General features: G+C 37.3%; 12 protein-coding genes and 1 pseudogene. 1 reads left to right on the top strand and 12 read right to left on the bottom strand.

Going from position 1 to position 18,345, the window contains the following annotated elements:
• Nucleotides 1–147 precede the first annotated feature (147 nt).
• From Q0983_RS08875 to Q0983_RS08860, 4 genes are all read right to left on the bottom strand, one after another.
• Nucleotides 148–1,245, bottom strand: coding sequence for an endonuclease/exonuclease/phosphatase family protein (locus Q0983_RS08875; RefSeq protein ID WP_299551551.1), 1,098 nt, complete (start codon nucleotides 1,243–1,245; stop codon nucleotides 148–150).
• Between the two features lie 70 nt (nucleotides 1,246–1,315).
• A complete protein-coding gene (locus tag Q0983_RS08870) occupies nucleotides 1,316–2,158 on the bottom strand; it encodes a hypothetical protein (RefSeq protein WP_299551548.1) in 843 nt (280 codons plus the stop codon).
• Nucleotides 2,159–2,185: 27 nt separating this feature from the next.
• A complete protein-coding gene (locus Q0983_RS08865) occupies nucleotides 2,186–3,970 on the bottom strand; it encodes a RagB/SusD family nutrient uptake outer membrane protein (protein ID WP_299551545.1) in 1,785 nt (594 codons plus the stop codon).
• A 23-nt stretch (nucleotides 3,971–3,993) separates the two neighbouring features.
• Nucleotides 3,994–7,281 carry a TonB-dependent receptor gene (locus Q0983_RS08860; protein WP_299551542.1) on the bottom strand — a complete coding sequence of 1,096 codons (3,288 nt, stop codon included), beginning with the start codon at nucleotides 7,279–7,281 and terminating at the stop codon, nucleotides 3,994–3,996.
• Nucleotides 7,282–7,416: 135 nt separating this feature from the next.
• Between Q0983_RS08860 and Q0983_RS08855 the strand changes: the two genes are divergently transcribed.
• Nucleotides 7,417–8,013, top strand: a complete 597-nt coding sequence (locus Q0983_RS08855; protein WP_299551540.1) for a TetR family transcriptional regulator — start codon at nucleotides 7,417–7,419, stop codon at nucleotides 8,011–8,013.
• A gap of 3 nt (nucleotides 8,014–8,016) precedes the next feature.
• Here the strand turns inward: Q0983_RS08855 and Q0983_RS08850 are convergent, their stop codons facing one another.
• The 8 genes and pseudogenes from Q0983_RS08850 to Q0983_RS08815 all read right to left on the bottom strand — a co-directional run bounded on the left by Q0983_RS08850 (nucleotide 8,017) and on the right by Q0983_RS08815 (nucleotide 18,319).
• Entirely contained in the window at nucleotides 8,017–8,259 is a 243-nt protein-coding gene (locus Q0983_RS08850; RefSeq protein ID WP_299551537.1) for a hypothetical protein, read from the bottom strand.
• A 13-nt stretch (nucleotides 8,260–8,272) separates the two neighbouring features.
• A pseudogene (locus Q0983_RS08845) lies at nucleotides 8,273–8,797 on the bottom strand (CPBP family intramembrane glutamic endopeptidase); the annotation flags it as partial.
• 444 nt (nucleotides 8,798–9,241) lie between these two features.
• On the bottom strand, nucleotides 9,242–10,789 hold the full coding sequence (locus Q0983_RS08840; protein WP_299551535.1) for an arylsulfatase: 1,548 nt from the start codon (nucleotides 10,787–10,789) through the stop codon (nucleotides 9,242–9,244).
• A 51-nt stretch (nucleotides 10,790–10,840) separates the two neighbouring features.
• Nucleotides 10,841–12,283 (bottom strand): sulfatase-like hydrolase/transferase, encoded by a 1,443-nt coding sequence (locus Q0983_RS08835; protein ID WP_299551532.1) that lies wholly within the window; start codon nucleotides 12,281–12,283, stop codon nucleotides 10,841–10,843.
• Nucleotide 12,284: 1 nt separating this feature from the next.
• Nucleotides 12,285–13,715 carry a sulfatase gene (locus Q0983_RS08830; protein ID WP_299551529.1) on the bottom strand — a complete coding sequence of 477 codons (1,431 nt, stop codon included), beginning with the start codon at nucleotides 13,713–13,715 and terminating at the stop codon, nucleotides 12,285–12,287.
• Nucleotides 13,715–15,241: a sulfatase gene (locus Q0983_RS08825; protein ID WP_299551527.1), complete on the bottom strand. Its 1,527-nt coding sequence runs from the start codon at nucleotides 15,239–15,241 to the stop codon at nucleotides 13,715–13,717. The genes Q0983_RS08830 and Q0983_RS08825 overlap by 1 nt, the downstream gene beginning before the upstream one ends.
• A gap of 116 nt (nucleotides 15,242–15,357) precedes the next feature.
• Complete coding sequence (locus Q0983_RS08820; protein ID WP_299551524.1) at nucleotides 15,358–16,812, bottom strand: sulfatase; 1,455 nt, start codon at nucleotides 16,810–16,812, stop codon at nucleotides 15,358–15,360.
• Between the two features lie 10 nt (nucleotides 16,813–16,822).
• On the bottom strand, nucleotides 16,823–18,319 hold the full coding sequence (locus tag Q0983_RS08815) for an arylsulfatase (RefSeq protein ID WP_299551520.1): 1,497 nt from the start codon (nucleotides 18,317–18,319) through the stop codon (nucleotides 16,823–16,825).
• Nucleotides 18,320–18,345 lie beyond the last annotated feature (26 nt).

The raw sequence follows: 18,345 nt of genomic DNA, 5'->3' as shown, positions 1-18,345 counted from the left end.
TGGCAATGATACTTTAAACCTTTGGAAGGCTGCGCTTCATTTTGGCAGCTTCCGAAAATCGGTATCAAAACAACTAGTAAATAAAAAACGGAGATTAACAAGCATTTGAATAAAGGTGTTTTTAAACGATATATTCGTTTAGATGTTTTATTCAATTTTAAACGTTGCCAATACGCCTTTGTGATCCGACGGCCATTTCCCTTTTGGCAATAAAAATTTGTCTAACAATGTATCGTCCTGAAAACCTTGTCCCCTAACAATACTAGCCGATGGCCCAACAACCATAATATCTTCCAACGTTAAGCGAAAATCATCATTATAATAAATAAAATCGATACGATCGCGGTCATCGGCCTCGGGAGTCCATACCAGTTTGGATAATTCTACATCTTTGTTATATGCGGACCAGGTATGTCCCGGATATAATGCAGGATCAGGGTATTTGATCCTGTAGGCATCTTTATAATCATGTGCTTCTAAAATTTTACTGCAATGCCAGGGAACGACCATACCGTTATGATCAAAGAGGTCTTTTGTCTCTAAGGTCCAATCCAGGTGAGAGGGTTCATTAAAATCTCCAGCCAAAAGAATGAGATTCTCTTTTTCTTTTTCTTTGGCCGCATCTTTAACGAATAGTTCAATAGCCTCATCTCTGGCCGATGCCTTATTCTGAGCCAGAATTGCTGATAAATCCAGAACTGGCGCAGGTAGTTTTTGCCAGGTGATGCCGTCATATCCCCTGGGTAAATAACAGGCGTAATGTGTATAATCTAAATGAGCCGAATACACTGCGACATTTATCGATTCGTTTAATTTTACAATACATTTGGTTAATGAAGTAGAGTTTATCGCCGGCCTTGAGACGATGGGGAATTTAGAAAGGATTATTGGTGATTTTCCCGAATTAAAAGAATGGTAAACTGCACCTTTTTCCTCTAATGCTTTTGTTATTTTTGTGCTGAAAATAACATTATTCGTATTACGGATTTCGCACAGCATCACCACATCGGCTTCCGTTTGAAGAATAACTTCCACAATGGCATCAAAGCCACCTTCAACAGACTCTCCATGGTGCCAGGTGTTTAGGGACAGTACTTTTAGAGTGCCATCAAAAGGGACTTCAGAAAAGAATTCTGAAATATCGGGTGCATTCTCTTCATGTTGCTCGTTTTTATCCGATGAAGCACAGCCATGACCGACTCCAAGTAGCATAAAAAAAAATCCTATTATAATATTTTTCATCATATCAAACATTTTAAAAAAAGGGAGATTTTCATCTCCCTGAAACGAAACTCAAACTAACTATAGCATGATGCTATTGTGCTGCAAATGTGGTATTCGCTGTATACCAGTAAATCCAAGGGCTCGTAGTCCCCAGGTTTAAATAATAGACATCGATACCCACCATAATTTGTCCGGTACAAACATCAAAAGTGCCTTCACCATTTTGCCTGAACTGGTATTCATAACCAGCAGTATCGGTTCCTGCAGCATAGTTCTCGAAGGTTGCAGTGCCAATGGTTGCTCCCGGTACAACAGGTGTCAAGGTTATTCCCAGCTCAGCATCGGGGAACGATCCGTAACCTACTAAATTACCATTTAATGTTACAAGATCTCCACTAACACTAGCCGACACCGCACTATCGCCGTATGATGCATGAATGTTAGAAGAATTGAACACATCAGCAACAGACTCTGTACATTCATTATCAATAATTTTTAAAGCAAATGCTTTATTAGATTGTAGAATCTTACCGACACCTATATCAATATTAGGGTTACTTACGCTTGCAATGGAAATTTCTAGCATTTTATCAGCGATATCATTTACGACTAAATTGTCAATAATGGTGATTTCAAACGGTTCAGATTTTATTTCTCCGGCTTCAAAATTTACCACTTTATTAACGACCGAATAGTCAGTTCCTTCCTGTGCGTTACCTGCTATTTCAAGGTTTACTGAAAAACCTTCAGTCAATACACTTCCATCATATCGCAATGCTATGATGTATGTATCTCCATTTTCTAAAATTTCGCCACTTTGATCGATAAACGAAACAAACTTGAATTCTTCAAAATTATATAACTGTGGTTCTTCTTCGCAACTCAAACATACGAAGATAATCGCTGTATATAATATAGTTTTTAAAATTTTCATAGTATTAAATTTTTGATCTTAAACAACTTACCATCCCATAATTTGTACCAGTTGCGGATTTAGGGCAATCTGTTGTGCCGGTATGGGGCGGTAATAATACTTGGGTTCTTCAAAGGTTCTTACATCCGTACTGGTAACCATATATCCCGATGTCCCTTCAGTTAGATAAATACTAGCAGCAGGATCACCGAAGGCACCAGCCTTATAGTATATCAGGTTGACACCTAATGAATTTTGTTCTTTCGGTGATGGAATATCATCACTACTCGCAATAATGCTAATGTCTTCCACCCCATCTCCGGTCATATCGTATTTACCCAATCCCGGGAAGTACATCCCGACCTGGTTTTTCTCTAATACTTTTCCGGCATACCAACGATGAAGATCATACAGGCGGAAGGATTCCAGGGCAAGTTCCGATCTTCGTTCACGTCGTATCTCGTAAATGACTCCTTTGTTCGCGCCTGTGACATTCGGATAGTCACTTTCAATGATCGGGTCGATATCGCCATTAGCCATTACCATATTTAAATCCGGTAGACCAACTCTGGCTCTTAATTTATTGATACTGTCGTCAAGATCTGCTTGCGTTAGCGTTCCAAGTTCCGCCAGAGCTTCAGCATAAATTAGTAGGGTCTCGGCATAACGCATAACAATGATATCATGCCCCTGATCTTCATTCGTATCGGAGTTATTATACCCTTTGGTCTGGAAATACCCGGTAAAATTCCTGTTAAACTCGGGAATGTAAGCAGAAGGTTCATTTCTTCTAACCCAACCCGGATAAACAAAGGTTTGTGACATTCTGGGGTCGCGGTTTTGGAATTCCTGAACGTAGGTAAAGGTATCCGATCCCGGTTGATCACTGAATCGAGTGCCATCCTGCATGAGGTAATTATTCATGAGTGATTTGGTAGCACTTTGCTCAAAGTCCCCAAAAACATGACGATTACCACTTGTTTTTTCCTTTTCCACATCGTAAATATTGACTAAAATAGCTTCCGGATTACTCGTTTGGTCATCAGAATTGAATAAGGCTCCATAATCCGAATCCGGATTACCCGTATTATAAACACTAAAATTTCCGGAATCCATCAATTGCTTTGCCGCATTCGCCGACATTTGTAAAAACGTACTGGCCGTGCTTTCCAGTCCAAGCTCCGGGTGATACTTTCTATAGGTCCCTTCGTGCAAGGCCATTCTGGCTAATAAATGCAATGCAGCCCATTTGCTAAATTTTTCGGTCCCTGCCGATTCTTCATTAATATGCTGGGCAGCAAACTGAATATCATTAAAAACACTATCAACCACCATGGTACGCGGATCTCTCGGTTTATAAAGGTCTTCATCATCCGCACCAAGTGTTTTCGAATAATATGGCACATCGGAAAAGCGCCTTACCTTCGCATAGTAAAAATTAGCCCTGTGAAAACGGGCAATCCCTTCAAAATGCCTTTTAGTAACGTCATCGACATTGGCTTTATCAAAATTTTCGAGAAAAAAATTGATATCTCTTAAACGTCCCCAGGTCCAGCCAGCACCAATATTATCGGCACTTGGAGAACCAATCAGGATGTTTTTTAATTCTACGGCGCCCGTAGTGGCAACATCATCAGTTCCCTGATCTCCCAGGAAGGTACCATAACCAGCAACCACGTGTAGCCCGTCAATATATAATTGTAGATCACTTGCGGTATTAAAGAAGTTTTCTGCAGAAATTTCATCTTGTGGAACCGTATCCAAAAAATCGTCATTACAGGCACTAAGTGCTATAAAAGCAAGTAATACTAATATTTTATCTGTTATTTTCATTGTGTCTTATCTTTAAAATTAATTTAGAACGTAACATTCATCCCCACAGAGAATTTGCGATGAAAGGGGTATGCAAAACCGTTACCTAAAGTCGCTGTTTCAGGATCGATAAATTTTCTGATGGAAGACCATTCGAAAACGTTTTCTCCGGACACAAAAACACGCCAATTGGAGATTCTCATTTTATCCAATAGTTTATGCGGTAAAGAATACCCTATGGAAACGTTTTTTAGTCTTAAGTAAGCGGCACTTTTCATGTATTTCGTTTGAAAAATGTCTAGTCCGGAACCAAAATTTCTATCTGCCAACCAGGATTGTAAAACTGGAAACTCAGCATCTGTATTAGCATCGGCCAACCCGGCATCAATATAGGATTGGGAATGCTGTGCTCTTAAAGCATCACTGTCTCCTGTGGCTCTGTAGAAATCCAGTAAATGAGGATATGTGTTGGCGTACGGTTGCTGATAGGGTCCCCAAAATAAATAGTGCCTCGGGTAATAATCCTGTTTTCCGATTCCCTGGAAGAAGCAGCTTAAATCAAAACCTTTCCAGGAAGTGAACAAGTTAAATCCGAACTGATAGCGTGGTTGCGTGTTACCAATCAGCTTCAGGTCTTTAGGATCCTGGGCTGATAGTCCTCGTTCTATTTTTCCATCGCCATCCTGATCGATATATTTTGGCCATCCCGGAACCACGGTAAGTGCTCCCCAGGGAACAATGGCTGACTGATCTAATGCTGCTATTTCCTCTTCGTTCTGAAAGAATCCATCGCTTTCAAGCCCCCACATTTCTCCTAAATCCTGACCTTCCCGCCACTGCGAGAACAACTGATTTTCATTATCAAAGCGCGTAATCTTTGTTCTATTGTCCCATAATCTGGCTGCTATTTCTATGTTAAGCGGGCTTCCTCCCACTTCAAATTGGTCTTTATATCCAAATGAGAACTCCCAACCCCTGGTTTGTAAATCGGCGGCATTTTGAGTTGGTGGTTCTGTTCCCAATACCGCTGGAAGTTCTCCTCGAGCCACTAGCATGTCTTTGGTATCCCTGGTAAAGATTTCAAAGGTCATATTAAACATGTTATTGAAGAAACTGGCATCGACACCAATATTTGAAGAGATCACGCGCTCCCAGGTATAATTGTTAGGGTCAACTCCTAAACCGGGCCCATAGACCACTTTGGGATAATCACCATTAATCAAATACCTGGATTCCCCTTGTTCCAATGAATTGATATACCCATAATTGTCAACACTTTGATTCCCTAAAGAACCATAAGAATATCGAAGTTTCAACTGATTCATAACATTGGTTATGGAAGGCCCTAAGTCCTTACTCACTAACCAGGCTACAGACATTCCAGGGAAGAAGCCATAGCGATCCTGTGTCGGAAATCGCGATGAACCATCATACCTGGTATTCACTTCAAAAATGTAGCGCTCATTATAGATATAGTTGACCCTGTTAAATAATCCGGTAACCGCCCAATCTGAATAGGTATAACCCACTTCCTGATCTCCGGTAGCCAAAGCCAAATTAGGGAGGTCTCTTGATATGAGCCCGTTTCTTTGGGCTGAAAACCAATTAAACTTGTTAGTCTCCTTGTTAAAACCGGTAATCGCCTTAATATAATGTTTCCCAAAAGTTTTGGCATAGGTTCCATAAATGTTGAATACGTTATAGGTATTTATGGCTTGGGTTTCATAAGCCCAGTCGTTAACAGAGATATCCCTGAATGAATTCGGTCCGTCACTAACACGATAGCTCGTATTGTCGGAATGATAACGAGTGAAGTCCCTTTTGAACGTGTGCTCCGCCGTTATGGTCAAATCTTTGTTTAGTAGATAAAAATTCAATCGGTTAGTCGTCTGAATTCCTGTTTGCCTGCTATGCTGTTTACCACCATCGATCATTTGGGCTGCTGCAAGACCTGCCGGATTGTCGGCCCATGAGCCATCAGGATTCTTCACGACTTCGGTAGGACGTAAATTAAAAACATTGAAGATAGTGTAACTTGGATTCTTTCGGTTTGCTAAAGTTAAAAAGGTATTGTTTTCATAATCAAAAAAGGCACTGGGTTCAATGGTGACCTTGGTTCTTAAGGTATTACGTTCCCAGTTATCAGTAACCAGGCGGTTCAGTCCGTTCTCCAACGTGTGACTTGCCGAAAGAAAGTAGCTGATACCTTGGTCGATGATGGCTTCATCACCATCCTTAGTGACGCCAAATGCTCGCTTGCCACTTATGGAAATATTATGATTTTGGGAAAATGAATACTTATTAAAGAAATATTCATTCCAATTGGTATTACCCATATATTGGTACTTGTTGGGGTTATTCGGATCTAATCGTACATTAGGCACAGAAGTATCTTCTGATCTCGCCCGGGCCCATGCATACCAATCGTCATCGTAACTTACAAAATTCCATGGCGTATTACTGGTGGCAGTATCCAAAAGCCTGGAAAAAATATACGGATCTGTGATGGGATCCGGAGTTACTGTTGGCGTTCCCCAAATAAAGGTATTGGAATACTGAATTTTATTCCGCCCCCCGGTTTTTGTAGTGACCAGTACCACACCAAAGGCCGCTCTTGCTCCATATATGGCTGCTGAAGAGGCATCCTTCAGAACAGATATGGATGCAATATCATTCGGGTTCATACGTGTCAAATCTTCTGAAGATGAGGGTACGTTGTCTATTAATATTAATGGCGTACCTCCGTTTAATGACGTGAATCCCCGAATATTAATGGTAGCCGCAGCGCCCGGCGCCCCACCTCCAAAGGTGATATTTAAGTTCGAAATGGCGCCCTGAAGCCCTTGAGATACGTTAGCTATGGGTCGGTCTTCAATAATATCCATATCAACAACTTCTACCGCACCACTCAGGTTGACCTTCTTTTGAGTTCCGTACCCTACTACCACGACTTCATCTAAAGTACTTGAATCAATATCTAGCAAAATAGTTAGGTTTTCTTGATTACCGACTAGTACCTCTTTGGTTTGGTAACCTACATAAGACACCACAATTGTGTCGTCTCCCGACGCAATCCTTATGGAAAATTTGCCGTCAAAATCTGATGACGCTCCTGTGCTTGTTCCTTTTAACAACACCGTTGCTCCGGGAAGAGGTTGTTCCGTCTCAGCGTCTAAGATGGTTCCCGTGATGATCTTTTCCTGTGCAAATGCACGCTGATTTATTGTAAATAAAAAAGCGAAAGCAAGAATACAAATTACAGGTTGTTTTTTACCAACCATGTAACTGCTGACCTTTTTGCTTACAAGAATCAAAAAGTTTAATGTTTTCATAGACTTTTGTTTAGTTATTAGTTTTTGATGATTTAAAATGTTGTGCTAATGTATAAAAATATTTTGATTGAACAATCAATCAATTTAAATTAATTATAGTATTTTCGTTAAATAATTATTAACTATGTTTGCAGTATGGGTAGAAAAAGCTTAAAAACAGAACGACAAAAAGAGATCATAAAAGCCTTCTATGAGGTAGCAAAGATGGAGGGTTTGGAGAATACCTCTGTTGCCAAAGTTGCCAAATACAGAGGTATTAACACTAGCTTAATATTACATTATTTTGATTCTAAGGACGAATTGATCTTCGGATTGATCAACTATATTCTGGAAAATTATAAGTCGCTTTATACTACCAATAATATTGAAAGTATTGAGGTCAAATTAAAAATGACCATGGATAATTTGTTTTCCAGGGATTGGAATAAGCTTATTGATGATGGTGTTTTTTACAGTTGTTATACCCTCATATTTAGAGATAAAAATATCAAAGAAGCTTTTAAAGAACTTCATGACTCGCTACGCGATTATTTAGCCGATGTAATCTCTGAAGCAAAGAAAGAAAACATCGTGGATATTGATGACCCTCGAGAAACGGCAGAGCTTATTTTTGTTTTGGTTGAAGGTGCTTATTATTATCTGTCCCTTTTTGATACGAACGACCCCACTTACCTCAATAAAGTTGGGCGTTATAAAAAGGCTGCTATCAATATGTTAAATCTTAAGGTGTAGTACTTATTTTCTTTTTTTAAGAATGGTTATGATGGCTGTTATTCCGATGCACATCCATACCAAATTCGTAAATAAATTGGGACGATCTTTGGAGCTATAAGCACTGGCAATCAAGCATATGGCACCTATCACATTCATGAGTTGATAGGTAACACTGTTCGACTTCAGCTTATTAATGCTCAGCAAAAAATAAGAGATCAGGTATGACGCAGATCCCAACCACCCAATAATTTCGAAATTGCTCATAAAACGGAATTTATTATTCTAAGATTTTGTAGTCCTCTGCTGGGGGTGCAACGACTGGCCCGAACAATTTATCCTTCCAATTGGTCCACTTGTATTTTTTTGATAGGATCAACAGAAAAATAGGAAATACGACAAATACCGGCGCAAAAATCTCCATGAGCCCCATGGTTTCAGGATCGGATAAATCTTTTAAAATAGAATGCGTTTGAAAAGCGGTCCAATCTGCTGTAACCAATAGCGCCGTGAATAAGTTGTTCGCTGCGTGAAACCCTGGGGCTAATTCGAGCCCTTCATTCATTAAAGTGATAATCCCTAAAAACAATCCAGTGCCTATATAGTAAACCATGATGACATAACCCAGTTTTTCGACTTCCGGATTGAGGATATGCATGAGTCCGAATACAACGGATGTAATGATTAACGGTGTAGAATTTCTTTTGAGTACTCTGTAAAGCATATTGTCTTCTGAAGAACTTGTCAATCCGTCAAACGTCCTTATCTTCAAGACTGCGACAAGCAACCCGAACGATAAAACCCATAACAAATTGCACAAGTTCAATAGACGCTTCCTGCTAATTTAATGTAAATCAATCCAAAAAACAAAATCGATTCTGAAATTTCATAACATATATTCTAAGTTTAGCATTCTCTAATGCCCTTTAAACAAAGCATGTAAAACACTACTTGCTGTATTTTTGTTTTTTTTAAATAAACTAAAAAACATATATTATGAAAGAAACTTCTTTATTTTTGGTAATGATCCGGTTAATCTCCTTTCTAAGGGTGTTGTAACCCTTACTTTCATCAGTATCTTTTAGTACTAGATAACCGTAAAGTGCATTTCATTTCATATTGTATGGAAAATCTACAATAGAGGATTCAGCAATTTCTAGATGCTCATTCATGACAACCTCAACAAGCGAGGTTCCTATTCATCTGGAAACGACAGTTTACCTCATCTACCCTAACCCTACTTGTAATTCTATAATAACCGGCTTCCTTTTTCTTTAATCATTTTGATTCGTTCCTGAATCTCCTTTACTAATGTTTCATTATCCTTTGCTACATTTTTAGTTTCACTTATATCTTCGCGTAAGTTAAACAACTGAGGTTCAGATGAGAACCCCGATTCAACCCCTTTATTATCTATCCACTTTGGGTTTCTCTTTGTTGGAGCTATATATTTCCATTCTCCTAACCTTAAGCTCAAGGTAAAAGATTCTTCTAACATTTCTTTGCGCCCGTATTCTGTTTTCCCCAAAATGACATCTAGCATATTAAAGCTGTCCGGAGCTTCTCTATCATCTAAGTCATGACCAGTGAGTGCCGCAATTGAAGCATATAAATCTACTTGTGACCATAAAGCATTTGAGGTTTTGCTACTTATTGTTCCCGGCCAGTATGCTATGGTAGGCATTCTTGTTCCCGCCTCTAAAGCACTATATTTGCCTCCTCTAAAAGGGCCTGCTGGTTTGTGGTTTCCTAGTTTTTCAACAGACTCATCTTGGTATCCATCATTTAAAACGGGCCCATTATCACTTGAGAACAAAACTAATGTGTTTCTATCTAGACCTAATTCTTCTAAATACTTGACGACCTCACCTGTACACCAATCCATCTGCTCAATAACATCTCCTCGGACCCCCATACTACTTTTTCCTAAGAATTTCTCATTTGGTAAACGAGGCACATGAATATCATGGTAGGCCAAGTATAAAAAGAATGGTGTATCTCTATTCTCGTTAATGAATTTTTTTGCTTTTCCTACCAATACATCAGGAAATTCTTCATCAACCCACCAGGCACTTCTACCTCCAGACATAAAACCTATTCTGCTTATACCGTTTACAATTGTTTTATTATGCTGTCCATCAGGAACCTGTCTAAGTAAATCTGGGTTTTCAAATCCAGTGGGCAGATTCCCTATCTTTCCTTTATAACTAACTTTCAAAGGATCGTTAGGGTCAAGATTCATCACTTTTTGATTTTCTAGATATACTGCTGGTACTCGGTCTCCTGTTGCTGGTATCAAAAAACTATAGTCAAATCCAATTTCTCTGGGTCCTGGTGCTACCTCCTTATTCCAGTCCACTTCTCCATCCCCTAAGCCCAAATGCCATTTACCAACTACAGCTGTTTTATAGCCATTTTTTTGTAACATTTTTGGCAATGTAGCTTCATCAGAATTAATTAGTAATGGAGCATCCCCTTGCAAAATCTGAGCATTATTTCTAAAGGCGTAACTTCCGGTTAATAATGAATATCTAGATGGCGTACAGGTGGCTGCAGAACAATGGGCATCAGTAAAATTAATACCATTATTGGCAAGTTTATCTATATTGGGGGTAGATGCCCCAATTGCTCCGTTAACGCCAATATCTCCATAACCTAAGTCGTCAACATAAATTACAACTATATTAGGTTTCTGTTTGTCCTTTTCAGTAAGTTGGGAGGTTTCTTTTTTTATCTCGGTTTTGCATGAAACTAACAATGAAAAAATTACAACAGCCAGTAAAAATTGTTTAAGCATGATTAATATTTATTGAATTTATTTGATAATAATTTGAAAAAGTAATTAATCTTATTTTTGACTTTTTAATATTTGTCTCATTCTACCAGGATTAGAATAAAGTATTTCTTTGTTTTGCATTAAGCGCTTGTGAATATGGTATGTAACATCCATCCAATCTCTTCCTTCCAGCCAAAGCGGTTCTGTCATTTGAGACTCCCATATTTTCAGTTCATTTTTTAATAAAGTGAATTCTTCTATATTAGTTTTCTCAAGGTTATTAAGTTCTCCTATGTCTGCTTCCAAATTATACAAAGTAGCCCCATAGTCTTTTAACCTTACCATCTTATAATCTCCAATACGTGCTCCTGCTTCTTCCAATTTTCTCCAAAATAGCTTATCATGCGGATCACCTGTTTTGTCTCCTTTTAAATATGGCAACAGATTAACTCCATCTAAAATTAAACCTTCCTCTTTCTCTATTCCTGCTGCTGCCATAGAGGTAGTGAAAATATCAAGTGATGATGATAACCCCTTAAATGTTTGATCTCCTTTAATTTGAGCAGGCCAACTTACTATAAACGGCACACGGTGTCCGCCTTCAAATTTATTTCCTTTCCATCCTTTTAATGGCCCGCCACTTGAACTATTATTGGCTGCACCTCCATTATCACTTAAAAAGTAAATTAGCGTATTTTCTTCTATACCAAGCGCTTTTAATTTTTGCTGAAGTTTTCCAACGTTTTCATCTAAAGACCAAGTCATAGCTGCTAATCTTTTTCTTGGGTGGTCTTTGTATTTTTCTAAATGCTCTTCTTTAGCTTCCATTGGCGTATGTACAGCATTGTAAGCTAAATACATAAAGAATGGATTGTCTTTATTATCCTCGATATACTTAACCGATTGGTCTCCTAAAACATCTGTCAAATACCCTTCAAATTCTACACGCTCTCCATTGTGTTGTAGCATTTTATCTTTGCTGGGGGATTTCATGGGGAAATAGGTTCTACTACCAGTTTCAAAACCATAAAACTCATCAAAACCTCTGCTGTTTGGGTGGTCTGATTCATGCTGCCCTAAATGCCATTTGCCTAATGCTATGGTTTTATAACCATTTGCTTTAAAAACATCTGCCATAGTAGTAACATCATCAGAAAGCCCGATATCACCAACATTTCTATCTCCAGTACCGTTAGCTTCAAAACCAAATCGTTGTTGATATTTACCAGTCATTAACCCTGCTCTGGATGGTGCGCAAACCGTAGCACTTACATGGGCATCGGTAAGTACTGCACCGCTTTGTGCCAATTTATCAATATTTGGTGTTTCTAAATCTTTACATCCCATAAAACCAAAGTCTGCATAACCGGCATCATCAATTAATATAACAATAATGTTAGGCCTATTGATGTTTTCAATCTGATTTGAAGCAATATCTTTTGATTGCCTAGAAGTCTCTTTGCAAGATATTATGCTTGCAAAAGCACACAGTAATATGTATATAAAATTTTTCATTTTAGCGTTTCTTATTGGAGTTATTTGGTTTAAAATCAGGGATGTATTTCGGGTTTGGTTCAGTTGGTATCGGAGCATTAATACCAGTACGCCAATCATTTAACTTCTTGAGCAATTCTGAAACTTTTTCCGGGTGCGTTTTTGCTAAATCATGACGTTCACCTAAATCTTTTTTAATATTGTACAGTTCAATCTCGTTGTCTTCAAAATACTGATGTAGTTTCCAATCGCCATCTATAATAACGGAACCTGGACGAGTCCTAAACAAAGGGTCGCGGGCATCATCTCGTTTACCGGCGTACGCTTGTAAGTAAATAGGGAAATGAAAAAACAAATCTCTATCGTCTATTGTTTCTCCTTTTAAAACCGGTAAAATAGATGATCCATCTAGTATTTTATCTTGCATTTCAATACTCGCTATGTCCATAAATGTTGGATAAAAGTCAAGATTTGTTATTGGTACTTCCGAAACTGTTTTAGGTTTTACGACACCTTCCCAAGAAATAATATATGGGACTCTTATGCCGCCTTCATAATAAGACCCTTTTCCTGCCCGTAAGGGGTGTTGTGATGATATATCTCTAATACCTCCATTATCAGAAGTAAATACAATTACCGTATTCTTTAAACTTAAGGCTTTAAGAGCATCGAGGATTAACCCTACATTTTTATCAACCGTTTCAATCATACCTGCGTAAACGGCTTTATTTTGATGTTTATCGCCTCCTTTTTCATTATATTTTTTTTCTAATTCTGAAGTCGTTGCTAATGGTGTATGTACTGCATAATAAGGTAGATAAACAAAAAATGGATCGTTTTTATTTTCAATTATAAACTTAATAGCTTCTTGTGTTAATCTATCTGTTAGATTTTCTCCAGGATTATTATCATTTATATTTTTGATATTATAAGGGCTAAAATATCCGTTCTTTCCTGGGTTTCCTCTATGGTCGCCACCAATATTAACATCGAAACCTTGTGTTCTGGCATCTTTTCCTAAATGCCATTTTCCAAATATTCCTGTTCTATAACCAGCTTTTTGAAGCATTTCTGATATGGTTACATTAGCATCTGCTAAATCTTCGGTGTTTTTAACAGGAATTATTTTTCTGGTTTTCGCATTACCTCTATCTGAGTTGTTTACCGTATAAATGCCATGCCTTGGTGTATTTTGTCCGCTAATAAAACAAGCTCTACTTGGCGCACAATTTGCAGCAGATGCATATCCTCTTGTAAATAGCATCCCTGTTTCAGATAATTTTGTTATGTTGGGAGTTTCGTAAAATGTACTACCATAGGTTTCTGTATCCATCCAACCTAAATCATCCACATTAATGTATATGATGTTTGGCTTAGCAGGGTTGCTTTCTGACTTTTGAGCATTACATGATCCTAAAACCAAACATAACGCTATAACACATAAATACTTCATTAATTATAATTTATAATACTATCTTTTTTATTCCACTCCGGATTTTCAATTAAGGGCCTATTATAATTCTCAGACACCCATGCTGTAAGCATTTTTTTTAGTTTTTCAGCTATATCTGTTTTAGAATTAAACAGATTCGTAGTTTCTCCAATATCTTCTTTTAAATTATAAAGTTCATAACCACCTGTTTCTAAATCCTGAATTAGTTTATAATCCCCAAAACGAACTGCACTAGATGGATTAGCACCTTGGTTACCATAATGCGGATAATGCCAATAAATGGGGCGTTTTTTTAAGGGTTTATTTGCTTCAATAAGAGGTTTAAGGTCTACACCATCAATGTCTTTTACAATAGAATGATTATCTGTATAACTCAAAATGGTTGGAAATATATCTATACCAGTAACAGGAATGTCTGAAATTTTGGAGCTTTTAAACCTTGGTGGTTTAATAAAAAACGGCACACGAATACCACCTTCATGCATCCATCCTTTTCCTTTAGCTAAAGGCAGGTTTGACGTTGGCGAGCCCTCTTTTGTTGACAGGCCTCCATTATCGGATACAAAAATAATTAAGGTATTATCATACTGTCCTGATGTTTTTAAGTAGTTAACAAGTTTTCCTATGTTATCATCTAACGATTTTACCATAGCCGCATAGATTGGATGCCCTTGTTTAATACGTTCTTTATATTTTTTCGGATTGTTTCCTGTGGCGAATTGCATCCATGATTGATTTTCTAAAAACTCTTCTTCTTTATTAATACCTTTATGAATTCGTTTTTTGTTATAAATTTCAATTTCGTTTTTTTTTGCTTGAAATGGACCGTGAACCAAGTAATAGGATAAACATATAAATGTAGGTTTGCCTATATTATCCTTTAAAATTTTAATAGCTTCCTCTGTGAGTCTATCCGGAAGATATTCACCGATTGGACCATCTTTTAATCGCGGGTTTCCGTAAGGTGAAAAGTATCCTTTTTTGCCCTTACCCGTATTTGGTCTTCCCATTTTCCAACCAGCTATATTAATATCATAGCCTTGGTATTCTGGAAAGTATTTTTCTTCTTCTCCTAAATGCCACTTTCCTATAAAAGCTGTTACATAATTGTTTTTCCTTAACACTTCTGCTATAGTAGTTTCTTCAAGTTTAAGCTCGTAATCTGTATCCGGTACTATCCACCTATCAGTTACTGTAGTACCCTGAAAGGCTTTTCGCCCTTTTATCCAATCGGTAACTCCTGTTTTTACTGGGTATTTTCCTGTTTGAAAACTGGCTCTGGATGGTGAACAAACAGGACTATTGGCATAACCACTATTAAATTTTACACTATTGTCAATTACTGAATTAATGTTTGGTGTATCGTAAAAACTACTTCCGTAAGCTTCAATGTCTGTATACCCCAAGTCATCGGCTATAATGAATAGGACGTTCGGGTTATTTGGTTCAGCTTGTTTTTTTCCGGCACAGGAAATTATTACAAAACAGCAAGTAATTGTTATAAATAAATGACTTAATCTTACCATTCTATATTTAATCGTTAAGTATTTGATCATAAACTCCGGAATCATAAAATAGTAGAATAATTGAGCAGTATATGTATATAATGGATTGATAAGAAATAGTTATTAAAAGACTATTTCTATTTTATGTTATACCTTTCTTCCCAATACTCCACCCATTGTTTATGTGTTGCATTTTCTAACCCCCGTTCTTTAGAGGTTTTACGATACCTTCTTGCGGCCTCTTTTGATGCAGCATCGATTTCTTCCTGTGGTTCGGGATACTCACCTAAATCATTCTTTGATATCCATTCACTTAGAACACTTCTCATTTTTTCCAATTCCTCTTTATAAACTTCATTCTCTGTTAGATTTATAGTTTCAAAAGGATCGTTTTCCAGATCATATAATTCTTCGGCGGGTCTATAGTTGCTCATAAAGCGTTTTTGAACATCATTTAGTTTACCCTCTTTGAGCATTTGACTCATTAAAGGCAGCATTGGATAACGCATTTCTTTATAAGCATTAAACTGTGTATAAGGTCTGTCTGTATAATAATTCTTTATATACTTAAACTTGCTGGAACGCACTGAACGTATTCTGTCTACAGTTTCGTCACGTCTGTCACGCATACTATAGGTATATTTTCTTTCTATATCCTCTGATAAAAAATCCTGTCCCTGCATATAGCTTGGTTTCTCTATGCCCGCCAAAGCTAAAGTTGCCGCTGGAATATCTATATTGCTTACCAATTCTTCTGAAACGGTACCTGCTCCATAACCATCTGGATACCTAATCATTAATGGGGTATTAGTACCTGAGTCGTACATAAACTGTTTTGCACGCAAATGTGGTCTCCCCTGATCTCCAAAAAAGAAAATAATTGTCTTATCTAATAAATCTTCTTCTTCTAACTGTTTTATTATCTTCCCAAAACTTTCGTCAACATGCTGAACAGTTTCTAAATACAAAGCCCAATCTTTCTTTGCTAGAGGGTGGTTAGGATAATAGGGTGGTAATGTTACCAGGTCAGGATTTACAGGGTGCAAAGAATCTTCATGAAAGGGTCTGTGAGGGAAAAATATTTGTGCTTGCGAGAAGAATTTTTGTCCTTCTGCTCGTTTGCTCCAATGACCTGCTTGATACATTTTTATTCCTTTAGTATCAAAATTATAATCTGTTTTACCACCTTTATCATTTTTATTTCCTCTTCCATTTGTCACAAAATAACCAGCTTCTTTAAAGTATTCTGTTATAGGTTTTATACTATCTGGTAATTTCCTTTTAAAACGGGTTCGGTGTTGATGTACCCCAATAGTTACAGGGTACATACCAGTGATAAGTCCTGATCTACTTGGTGAGCAAACTGCTGTAGTAGTATGCAAATTCTCATATCTCACAGACTCTGAAGCAAACTTATCTAAATTTGGGGTACGTATTAATTTATTACCATAACAACCTAAATCTATACCTAAATCGTCTGCTACAATCCATAAAATATTATAATCGTTTAACTTTTCTTCTGCAACTTCTTTTTCTTGCGACCCACAATTTGTTAAAAACAAAATCCATATTATTAGCACATAATTTTTCATGTTTTTATTCTTATTTTGCCATTTTGTTTTTAACTCTTTCATGGTAATCCAATGGAAAATTTGCATCCTCCGTTCTTGCCTCTATCAAGAGGTTTTCCATTTCCTTAACCATTTCAGGATTCTCTTTTGCCAGGTTATTCTCTTCGCCTAAATCAATCGATAAATCGTACAATTCTAAATCTTTATCGAGATACTTAACAGCTTTCCAATTATCCTTCCTGATAGCTTGAACAGGGCCTTTACTTTCATTAAATTCCCAATAAAGGTAATCATGTTGTTTCTGGGTTTCTCCAATAAGCGTTGGCAAATAAGAAATTCCATCAATAGATTTATCCGTTGGTTCAATATTTACAATATCACAAACTGTTGGCAAAAAATCCCAAAATGCGGAAATATGATCTGTTTTTGTGTTAGGTTTAACTTTATTGGGCCATTTAACTATAAAAGGAATTCGAATGCCTCCTTCATAAAGGTCTCTCTTTTTACCTTTAAGAGCACCGTTACTATTAAAAAAATCTTTATCGAATTCATGCCCATTGTCGCTTGTGAAAACAATTAATGTATTATCTGACAAATTAAGTTGATCCAACAATTTTAAGAGGTCTCCAATATCCCTATCCATCCTAGAAATCATACCTGCATAAGACACATGCCCATCCTTATCGTGATAGTAATTACTTCTTTTTTTTGTTAAGTCCCGTTCTTCCCAGTTTAACGTCTGATACGGCATTTTTGATTCCTCTGGCACGGTCAATTCATAATGCGGAATTGTAAATGCTAAATACAAAAAGAATGGATTTTCCTTGTTTTCTGTCACGAACTGTTTTGCCTTTTCAGCAAATGTATCATGTGAGTAAGTGCCTCGTTTTTCTTTGGTATTATTACCAGTATCAAATGATTCATTGTTTTCCCATAATTCCTTTGGATAGTAATGATGTGCTGGCCCATGTCTTCTATAGCCGTAGAAATAATCGAAACCCTGTTTTAATGGCATGCCTGTTTCATCTCCTTCTGCGAGTCCCCATTTACCAATAATACCAGTTTTATAGCCTACTCTCTTTAGTTCTTCCGCAACAGTAATATCTTCATCTTTAATATCCACGGGCTTACCGGTAGACGTCCACCTAGGGTTACCTCGTACAGTAGAATGCCCCATGTGTTTGCCTGTTAAAAGTGATGCTCTTGATGGCATGCATACAGTAGAGCCTGAATAATGCTGTGTAAACAACATACCTTCTGATGACATTTTATCGAGGTTTGGCGTTTTTATTTTTTCTTGTCCATACACCCCTAAATCGCCATAACCTAAATCATCTGCCATTATGTAAATGATATTTGGTAATCGTTCGCTTTTCTCTGCAGAGTTTAGTACTAAAGGTTTTTTTGTCGAAGTTTTTGAACTACATGACATAAGCCCTATAAGCAAGAAACCTATGGTGATAAAATTAACTATTTTGTTAAGCATTTTTTGAATCTTACAATTATGGATGAAGATTACAATCTTCATCCATAATTATTTAATATTAATTTTAT

Source organism: Seonamhaeicola sp. (assembly GCF_028281565.1).
Classification (GTDB): domain Bacteria; phylum Bacteroidota; class Bacteroidia; order Flavobacteriales; family Flavobacteriaceae; genus Seonamhaeicola.
The sequence above is the reverse complement of the archived record's forward strand: the minus strand, read 5'-3'. Positions and strand labels throughout refer to the sequence as shown.

What these genes read in the sequence shown, in the direction of transcription:
- Q0983_RS08875 (WP_299551551.1), bottom strand. Translation starts at nt 1,245, where the DNA reads ATGATGAAAAATATTATAATAGGATTTTTTTTTATGCTACTTGGAGTC.
- Q0983_RS08870 (WP_299551548.1), bottom strand. Translation starts at nt 2,158, where the DNA reads ATGAAAATTTTAAAAACTATATTATATACAGCGATTATCTTCGTATGT.
- Q0983_RS08865 (WP_299551545.1), bottom strand. Translation starts at nt 3,970, where the DNA reads ATGAAAATAACAGATAAAATATTAGTATTACTTGCTTTTATAGCACTT.
- Q0983_RS08860 (WP_299551542.1), bottom strand. Translation starts at nt 7,281, where the DNA reads ATGAAAACATTAAACTTTTTGATTCTTGTAAGCAAAAAGGTCAGCAGT.
- Q0983_RS08855 (WP_299551540.1), top strand. Translation starts at nt 7,417, where the DNA reads ATGGGTAGAAAAAGCTTAAAAACAGAACGACAAAAAGAGATCATAAAA.
- Q0983_RS08850 (WP_299551537.1), bottom strand. Translation starts at nt 8,259, where the DNA reads ATGAGCAATTTCGAAATTATTGGGTGGTTGGGATCTGCGTCATACCTG.
- Q0983_RS08840 (WP_299551535.1), bottom strand. Translation starts at nt 10,789, where the DNA reads ATGCTTAAACAATTTTTACTGGCTGTTGTAATTTTTTCATTGTTAGTT.
- Q0983_RS08835 (WP_299551532.1), bottom strand. Translation starts at nt 12,283, where the DNA reads ATGAAAAATTTTATATACATATTACTGTGTGCTTTTGCAAGCATAATA.
- Q0983_RS08830 (WP_299551529.1), bottom strand. Translation starts at nt 13,715, where the DNA reads ATGAAGTATTTATGTGTTATAGCGTTATGTTTGGTTTTAGGATCATGT.
- Q0983_RS08825 (WP_299551527.1), bottom strand. Translation starts at nt 15,241, where the DNA reads ATGGTAAGATTAAGTCATTTATTTATAACAATTACTTGCTGTTTTGTA.
- Q0983_RS08820 (WP_299551524.1), bottom strand. Translation starts at nt 16,812, where the DNA reads ATGAAAAATTATGTGCTAATAATATGGATTTTGTTTTTAACAAATTGT.
- Q0983_RS08815 (WP_299551520.1), bottom strand. Translation starts at nt 18,319, where the DNA reads ATGAAGATTGTAATCTTCATCCATAATTGTAAGATTCAAAAAATGCTT.